The following is a 3,419-nucleotide window of genomic DNA, read 5'->3' as shown; positions in this document are numbered from 1 at the left end:
GTGCGGCCCCCTGGACCGCACCGCGCCGCGTTGTCGTGGAACCCTATTCCGTCCCGTCCGGAGGAATTTCCGGCAGCCCCTCGCTGGCTCGCAACTTCTCCGCCATGGAGGTGAGAAGGTTCTGCGATTCTTCGGAGAGGTCGAACGCCCGGCTCGACAGTCTGCGCAGCCCGTAGCCCTGCAGCTGCGACAGCAGCTCCAGGTCGTGGTCGATCTTGGCCGCGTAGATGTCGTTGAAGAAGTAGTCCGGCTTGACCTTGAAGAACTTGGCCAGTGCCGCCACCGTCTCGTCCGACGGATTCGTCCGCTGCCCCGACCGCAACTGCGACAGGTACGGTTTCGAGATCGGATGCCCGGAGGCTGTCAGCGCTGCCGCAACCTCCGCGTTGGTGTGCGGCTTGCGCCCCGGGGGATGCACGGTTTCGAACAGCTTGTTCAGCCGCGCCGCGAAATCAGCCATTGTGAGCCGCCCAATTCCCTTCGCTGTACTAAGAGAGGTTATCTCGGATACCTATCATTGATATTAGCGGCTCAGTAACTGAAAACCTACGCCTGATTGCCTATTTCCTGACGCCTCACGCCGGCCCGTGGGCTGAAGTGGCTTCGAATCGACGTTTGCGGGTTGGCGCGGGGGTCTCTGGGCGACTGGCACATGGCAACGGTTCTCGCCTGTCGGGCGAACGGTCGACCACGCACCGATGTTCGCTCGAAAGTAGCTGATGTCTCATCTATTCCGGACGGCCCGGTAACATGTGGTGTACAACACGTTCTCGCGGCTCCGAGATGAACGTTCAACGAAACCGACCGGAATCGACACTTCTGGCTAGAGCCGCTCGATGATGGTGCCCGTGGCGAGCGCGCCGCCCGCGCACATCAGCACCATGGCGGTGCTCCCGCCGGTGCGCTCCAACTCGTGCAGAGCCGTTGTGAGCAAACGGGATCCGGTGGAGCCGACCGGGTGCCCGATGGCGATGGCGCCGCCGTTGACGTTGACCCGGTCCAGGTCGGGTTCGTGCACCCGGGCCCAGGAGAGCGCCACCGAGGCGAACGCCTCATTGATTTCGAAGAGGTCGAGATCGCCGATCTTCATCCCGGACTTCTCCAGCAGCCGGGTGCAGGCCTGCACCGGGCCGTCCAGGTGGAACTCGGGCTCGGCGCCGACCACGACCTGGGTGACGATCCTGGCCCGCGGGCGCAGCCCGGCCCGCTCGGCGGCGGCCCGCTCCATGAGCAGCACGGCCGCGGCGCCGTCCGAGATCTGCGACGAGCTGCCCGCGGTGTGGATGCCGCCGTCCAGCACCGGCTTCAGCGTGGCCAGCTTCTCCACGGTGGTCTCGCGCAGCCCCTGGTCCCGGCTGACGGTGAGCGTCTCGCCGGTGCGGTTGCCCTCCTTGTCCACCTCGGGCGCGGTCACCGTGAGCACCTCGCGGTCGAAGCGGCCCTCGGCCCACGCCTGGGCGGCCAGCCGCTGCGAGCGCGCGCCGAACTCGTCCACGTCCGCGCGGGTGATGCCGCGCCGCTTGGCGATGCGCTCCGCCGCCTCGAACTGGTTCGGCAGATCGATGTTCCAGGAGTCCGGCCTGCGCGGGCCCGCGTTCTCGCCCACGTTCGCGCCGAGCGGCACCCGGCTCATGGCCTCCACCCCGCAGGCGAGCCCGATCTCCACGGCGTCCGCCGCGATCAGCCCGGCCACCAGGTGCGCGGCCTGCTGCGCCGAGCCGCACTGGGTGTCGATGGTGGTGGCGGCGACCTGCCAGGGCAGCCCGGCATGCAGCCATGCCACCCTGGTGACATTGTTGGATTGCTCGCCTGCCTGCGTGACGCAGCCGCCGATGACCTGCTCGACCTGCGCCGGATCGATCCCGGCGCGGTCCAGGATGCCGCGCTGCGCGGCGCCGAGGAGCTCCGCGGCGTGCAGCCCGGAGAGCTGGCCCCGGCGCTTGCCGATCGGGGTCCTGGCCGCTTCGACGATGACGGGAGTGCCCATCTGCACCCTTCCTTCGGAGAAAGAAATGAAACGTGTTCACGCACTTTGTGCTGTAATGAGTGTAGAACGTGTTTCAGTTTGTCGTTCGAGGACAGTGTCGAAGGAGACATCTGGTGGTAGACACACGGAACCGGCCGAACCTGCCGGAGGGCTTCGATGTGACCGACCCGGCCATCTACGCCGAGCGGGTTCCGGCTGCGGAGTTCGCTGAGCTGCGGCGTGCTGCGCCGATCTGGTGGAACGAGCAGTCGCGCGAGGTCGGTGGGTTTCGCGACGGCGGGTTCTGGGTTGCCAGCAAGCACGCCGACGTCAAGGAGATCTCGCGGCGCAGCGACGTCTTCTCGACGCACGAGAACACCGCGATCCCGCGGTTCAACGACGACATCACCCGCGAGCAGATCGAGCTGCAGCGGTTCGTCCTGATCAACAAGGACGCGCCGGAGCACACCAAGCTGCGCAAGATCATCAGCCGCGGCTTCACCCCGCGTGTGATCAACGGCCTGCGCGAGGAGCTCTCCAACCGGGCCGAGCAGATCGTCAAGACCGCCGCCGAGAAGGGCACCGGCGACTTCGTCGAGCAGGTCGCCTCCGAGCTGCCGCTGCAGGCCATCGCCGAGCTCATCGGCGTGCCGCAGGAAGACCGGATGAAGCTCTTCACCTGGTCCAACGAGATGACCGGGTACGACGACCCGGACATCGACGTCGACCCGGCCGCCTCCTCGGCGGAGATCCTCATGTACGCGTACCAGATGGCGGCGGATCGCAAGGCCAACCCGGCCAACGACATCGTCACCCAGCTCATCGAGGCGGATCTGGACGGCCACAAGCTGAGCGAGGAGGAGTTCGGGTTCTTCGTCATCATGCTGGCGGTCGCGGGTAACGAGACCACCCGCAATGCCATCACGCACGGCATGATGGCCTTCCTCGAGCACCCCGAGCAGTGGGAGCTGTTCAAGAAGAACCGGCCCGCCACCGCGGCGGACGAGATCATCCGGTGGGCGACGCCGGTGACCTCGTTCCAGCGCACCGCGCTGGAGGACGTCGAGCTCGGCGGGGTCGAGATCAAGAAGGGGCAGCGGGTGGTCATGCTGTACCGCTCGGCCAACTTCGACGAAGAGGTGTTCGAGAACGCCGACCGGTTCGACATCACCAGGGACCCGAACCCGCACCTGTCGTTCGGCGGGACCGGGGCGCACTTCTGCATCGGGGCGAACCTGGCCCGGCTCGAGGTCGACCTGATCTTCAACGCGATCGCTGATCACCTGCCCGACATCAGCCGGGTCGGCGGAGAGAAGCGGCTGCGGTCCGGGTGGCTGAACGGGATCAAGCAGCTGCCGGTGAACTACACGCCGTAATGGTTGTGTCGAGAGGCCCCGCGGGTTGCTCCCGCGGGGCCTCTCGCTTGTCCGGCAGGCGAACAAAAAGGCCGGTC

At 66.7% G+C, this 3,419-nt stretch carries 3 protein-coding genes; 1 reads left to right on the top strand and 2 read right to left on the bottom strand.

Annotation, left to right across the window (positions count from 1 at the left end):
• Positions 1-43: 43 nt before the first annotated feature.
• Positions 44-460: a helix-turn-helix domain-containing protein gene (locus ACFUUZ_RS31520; RefSeq protein ID WP_011207048.1), complete on the bottom strand. Its 417-nt coding sequence runs from the start codon at positions 458-460 to the stop codon at positions 44-46.
• 363 nt (positions 461-823) lie between these two features.
• A complete protein-coding gene (locus ACFUUZ_RS31515; protein ID WP_378702669.1) occupies positions 824-1,987 on the bottom strand; it encodes a steroid 3-ketoacyl-CoA thiolase in 1,164 nt (387 codons plus the stop codon).
• A gap of 113 nt (positions 1,988-2,100) precedes the next feature.
• Between ACFUUZ_RS31515 and ACFUUZ_RS31510 the strand changes: the two genes are divergently transcribed.
• Positions 2,101-3,342 carry a cytochrome P450 gene (locus ACFUUZ_RS31510; RefSeq protein WP_378702667.1) on the top strand — a complete coding sequence of 414 codons (1,242 nt, stop codon included), beginning with the start codon at positions 2,101-2,103 and terminating at the stop codon, positions 3,340-3,342.
• Positions 3,343-3,419: the final 77 nt, after the last annotated feature.

The organism is Nocardia sp. NPDC057353 (assembly GCF_042667085.1).
Taxonomy (GTDB): domain Bacteria; phylum Actinomycetota; class Actinomycetes; order Mycobacteriales; family Mycobacteriaceae; genus Nocardia.
The sequence above is the reverse complement of the archived record's forward strand: the minus strand, read 5'-3'. Positions and strand labels throughout refer to the sequence as shown.

Excerpts from the sequence above, each read along its gene's own strand:
- ACFUUZ_RS31520 (WP_011207048.1), bottom strand. The coding sequence starts at position 460 with ATGGCTGATTTCGCGGCGCGGCTGAACAAGCTGTTCGAAACCGTGCAT.
- ACFUUZ_RS31515 (WP_378702669.1), bottom strand. The coding sequence starts at position 1,987 with ATGGGCACTCCCGTCATCGTCGAAGCGGCCAGGACCCCGATCGGCAAG.